Here is a 5,467-nt window from a genome sequence, read left to right on the forward strand (position 1 = left end):
TTGCTTCAGAACAAACACAGTGGACGCGAGCAACTGAGGACAAGCCCTCGGCCTATTAGTACCAGTCAGCTCCACCCGTTACCGGGCTTCCACATCTGGCCTATCAACCCAGTCGTCTACTGGGAGCCTTACCCTCTCAAGGAGGTGGGAACACTCATCTCGAAGCAGGCTTCCCGCTTAGATGCTTTCAGCGGTTATCCTTTCCGAACGTAGCCAACCAGCCATGCCCTTGGCAGGACAACTGGCACACCAGAGGTTCGTCCGTCCCGGTCCTCTCGTACTAGGGACAGCCCTTCTCAATGTTCCTGCGCGCGCAGCGGATAGGGACCGAACTGTCTCACGACGTTCTAAACCCAGCTCGCGTACCGCTTTAATGGGCGAACAGCCCAACCCTTGGGACCGACTCCAGCCCCAGGATGCGACGAGCCGACATCGAGGTGCCAAACCATCCCGTCGATATGGACTCTTGGGGAAGATCAGCCTGTTATCCCCGGGGTACCTTTTATCCGTTGAGCGACGGCGCTTCCACAAGCCACCGCCGGATCACTAGTCCCGACTTTCGTCCCTGCTCGACCCGTCGGTCTCACAGTCAAGCTCCCTTGTGCACTTACACTCAACACCTGATTGCCAACCAGGCTGAGGGAACCTTTGGGCGCCTCCGTTACTCTTTAGGAGGCAACCGCCCCAGTTAAACTACCCATCAGACACTGTCCCTGATCCGGATCACGGACCGAGGTTAGACATCCAGCACGACCAGAGTGGTATTTCAACGACGACTCCACCATGACTGGCGTCACGGCTTCAAAGTCTCCCACCTATCCTACACAAGCCGAACCGAACACCAATATCAAACTGTAGTAAAGGTCCCGGGGTCTTTCCGTCCTGCTGCGCGAAACGAGCATCTTTACTCGTAGTGCAATTTCACCGGGCCTATGGTTGAGACAGTCGAGAAGTCGTTACGCCATTCGTGCAGGTCGGAACTTACCCGACAAGGAATTTCGCTACCTTAGGATGGTTATAGTTACCACCGCCGTTTACTGGCGCTTAAGTTCTCAGCTTCGCCACACCGAAATGTGACTAACCGGTCCCCTTAACGTTCCAGCACCGGGCAGGCGTCAGTCCGTATACATCGCCTTACGGCTTCGCACGGACCTGTGTTTTTAGTAAACAGTCGCTTCTCGCTGGTCTCTGCGGCCACCCCCAGCTCACGGAGTAAATCCGATCACCAGACGTGGCCCCCCTTCTCCCGAAGTTACGGGGGCATTTTGCCGAGTTCCTTAACCATAGTTCACCCGAACGCCTCGGTATTCTCTACCTGACCACCTGAGTCGGTTTAGGGTACGGGCCGCCATGAAACTCGCTAGAGGCTTTTCTCGACAGCATAGGATCATCCACTTCACCACAATCGGCTCGGCATCAGGTCTCAGGCTTCATGCTGTCCGGATTTGCCTAGACAGCGCCCTACACCCTTACCCCGGGACAACCACCGCCCGGGCTGGACTACCTTCCTGCGTCACCCCATCGCTTACCTACTACAAGTCTGGGTCACCGGCTCCACCACTTTCCTTTCCCCGAAGGGTCCGGAACGGCTTCACGGGCTTAGCATCGCCTGATTCGATATTGGGCGTTTCAAAGCGGGTACCGGAATATCAACCGGTTGTCCATCGACTACGCCTNCACCTTGGGTCAGCGGCTCCACCACTCCCCTCAACTCCGAAGAGATCAGGGCGGCTTCACGGCCTTAGCATTAATGGGCTCGATATTGGGCGTTTCAAAGCGGGTACCGGAATATCAACCGGTTGTCCATCGACTACGCCTGTCGGCCTCGCCTTAGGTCCCGACTTACCCTGGGCAGATCAGCTTGACCCAGGAACCCTTAGTCAATCGGCGCACACGTTTCTCACGTGTGTATCGCTACTCATGCCTGCATTCTCACTCGTGAACCGTCCACCACTAGCTTCCGCTGCAGCTTCACCCGGCACACGACGCTCCCCTACCCATCCCAGCCCCCGTTGGGGGTACATGCTGGAATGACACGACTTCGGCGGTACGCTTGAGCCCCGCTACATTGTCGGCGCGGAATCACTTGACCAGTGAGCTATTACGCACTCTTTCAAGGGTGGCTGCTTCTAAGCCAACCTCCTGGTTGTCTCTGCGACTCCACATCCTTTCCCACTTAGCGTACGCTTAGGGGCCTTAGTCGATGCTCTGGGCTGTTTCCCTCTCGACCATGGAGCTTATCCCCCACAGTCTCACTGCCGCGCTCTCACTTACCGGCATTCGGAGTTTGGCTAAGGTCAGTAACCCGGTAGGGCCCATCGCCTATCCAGTGCTCTACCTCCGGCAAGAAACACACGACGCTGCACCTAAATGCATTTCGGGGAGAACCAGCTATCACGGAGTTTGATTGGCCTTTCACCCCTAACCACAGGTCATCCCCCAGGTTTTCAACCCTGGTGGGTTCGGTCCTCCACGACCTCTTACAGCCGCTTCAACCTGCCCATGGCTAGATCACTCCGCTTCGGGTCTAGAGCGTGCAACTCAATCGCCCTGTTCGGACTCGCTTTCGCTACGGCTTCCCCACACGGGTTAACCTCGCTACACACCGCTAACTCGCAGGCTCATTCTTCAAAAGGCACGCAGTCACGACGCACCGAGCAAGCTCGATGCGCGACGCTCCCACGGCTTGTAGGCACACGGTTTCAGGTACTATTTCACTCCGCTCCCGCGGTACTTTTCACCATTCCCTCACGGTACTATCCGCTATCGGTCACCAGGGAATATTTAGGCTTAGCGGGTGGTCCCGCCAGATTCACACGGGATTTCTCGGGCCCCGTGCTACTTGGGTGTCTCTCAAACGAGCCGCATGAATTTCAGCTACGGGGGTCTTACCCTCTACGCCGGACCTTTCGCATGTCCTTCGCCTATCCATACGGTTTCTGACTCGTCCTGTCGCCGGCAGACGACAGAAGAGAGATCCCACAACCCCGCATGNTTGATGTTTCAGCTACGGGGGTCTTACCCTCTACGCCGGACCTTTCGCATGTCCTTCGCCTACACCAACGGTTTCTGACTCGTCCTGCCGCCGGCAGACGACAGAAGAGAGATCCCACAACCCCGCATGCGCAACCCCTGCCGGGTATCACACGCATACGGTTTGGCCTCATCCGGTTTCGCTCGCCACTACTCCCGGAATCACGGTTGTTTTCTCTTCCTGAGGGTACTGAGATGTTTCACTTCCCCTCGTTCCCTCCACATACCCTATGTGTTCAGGTATGGGTGACAGCCCATGACGACTGCCGGGTTTCCCCATTCGGAAACCCCCGGATCAAAGCCTGGTTGACGGCTCCCCGGGGACTATCGTGGCCTCCCACGTCCTTCATCGGTTCCTGGTGCCAAGGCATCCACCGTGCGCCCTTAAAAACTTGGCCACAGATGCTCGCGTCCACTGTGCAGTTCTCAAACAACGACCAGCCACCCATCACCCCACCAGAACCTGGTGAGTGCACTGGGGCCGGCGACCGAAGACCAGCAGGCATAAGCCCGTGCCTTCAGACACCCAACAGCGNGATCCCTCCCGGTTCACGTTCCACGCCGAAGCAGTACTAGTGACCTTGAAGCATCGTGCCGAATAGTCAACGTTCCACCCATGAGCCAGCCACCGTCGGACGTTTGCCGACGAAATGNTGGCCGGGAGTGCCGAATAGTCAACGTTCCACCCATGAGCCAGCCACCGTCGGACGTTTGCCGACGAAATGNTGACCGTGCAGGACATCTGCCTGCAGACGGTGCTGTGCTCCTTAGAAAGGAGGTGATCCAGCCGCACCTTCCGGTACGGCTACCTTGTTACGACTTCNGGCCTCTGACCAAGCCAGGCCTGGTAAGAAATGCTCCTTAGAAAGGAGGTGATCCAGCCGCACCTTCCGGTACGGCTACCTTGTTACGACTTCGTCCCAATCGCCAGTCCCACCTTCGACAGCTCCCTCCCACAAGGGGTTGGGCCACCGGCTTCGGGTGTTACCGACTTTCGTGACGTGACGGGCGGTGTGTACAAGGCCCGGGAACGTATTCACCGCAGCAATGCTGATCTGCGATTACTAGCAACTCCGACTTCATGGGGTCGAGTTGCAGACCCCAATCCGAACTGAGACCGGCTTTTTGAGATTCGCTCCGCCTCGCGGCATCGCAGCTCTTTGTACCGGCCATTGTAGCACGTGTGCAGCCCAAGACATAAGGGGCATGATGACTTGACGTCGTCCCCACCTTCCTCCGAGTTGACCCCGGCAGTCTCCTGTGAGTCCCCATCACCCCGAAGGGCATGCTGGCAACACAGAACAAGGGTTGCGCTCGTTGCGGGACTTAACCCAACATCTCACGACACGAGCTGACGACAGCCATGCACCACCTGTATACCGACCACAAGGGGGCGACCATCTCTGGCCGTTTCCGGTATATGTCAAGCCTTGGTAAGGTTCTTCGCGTTGCGTCGAATTAAGCCACATGCTCCGCTGCTTGTGCGGGCCCCCGTCAATTCCTTTGAGTTTTAGCCTTGCGGCCGTACTCCCCAGGCGGGGAACTTAATGCGTTAGCTGCGGCACCGACGACGTGGAATGTCGCCAACACCTAGTTCCCAACGTTTACGGCGTGGACTACCAGGGTATCTAATCCTGTTCGCTCCCCACGCTTTCGCTCCTCAGCGTCAGTAATGGCCCAGAGATCCGCCTTCGCCACCGGTGTTCCTCCTGATATCTGCGCATTTCACCGCTACACCAGGAATTCCGATCTCCCCTACCACACTCTAGCTAGCCCGTATCGAATGCAGACCCGGGGTTAAGCCCCGGGCTTTCACATCCGACGTGACAAGCCGCCTACGAGCTCTTTACGCCCAATAATTCCGGACAACGCTTGCGCCCTACGTATTACCGCGGCTGCTGGCACGTAGTTAGCCGGCGCTTCTTCTGCAGGTACCGTCACTTTCGCTTCTTCCCTGCTGAAAGAGGTTTACAACCCGAAGGCCGTCATCCCTCACGCGGCGTCGCTGCATCAGGCTTTCGCCCATTGTGCAATATTCCCCACTGCTGCCTCCCGTAGGAGTCTGGGCCGTGTCTCAGTCCCAGTGTGGCCGGTCGCCCTCTCAGGCCGGCTACCCGTCGTCGCCTTGGTAGGCCATCACCCCACCAACAAGCTGATAGGCCGCGGGCTCATCCTTCACCGCCGGAGCTTTTAACCCCCCACCATGCGGCAGGAAGTGTTATCCGGTATTAGACCCCGTTTCCAGGGCTTGTCCCAGAGTGAAGGGCAGATTGCCCACGTGTTACTCACCCGTTCGCCACTAATCCACCCCGAAGGGCTTCATCGTTCGACTTGCATGTGTTAAGCACGCCGCCAGCGTTCGTCCTGAGCCAGGATCAAACTCTCCATGAATGTTTACCCGTAATCGGGTGCACACACACGTAAGAGCGGGACG

At 57.6% G+C, this 5,467-nt stretch carries 2 rRNA genes; both read right to left on the reverse strand.

Annotated elements, in window-relative coordinates:
- Positions 1-35: 35 nt before the first annotated feature.
- A 23S ribosomal RNA gene (locus ABD346_RS06795) occupies positions 36-3,431 on the reverse strand.
- A 467-nt stretch (positions 3,432-3,898) separates the two neighbouring features.
- Positions 3,899-5,424 (reverse strand): 16S ribosomal RNA (locus ABD346_RS06800).
- Together the 16S and 23S rRNA genes form the textbook arrangement of a ribosomal RNA operon.
- Between the last annotated feature and the right edge of the window lie 43 nt (positions 5,425-5,467).

Origin of the sequence: Streptomyces mauvecolor (assembly GCF_039532965.1) — a bacterium.
Lineage (GTDB): Bacteria > Actinomycetota > Actinomycetes > Streptomycetales > Streptomycetaceae > Streptomyces > Streptomyces violascens.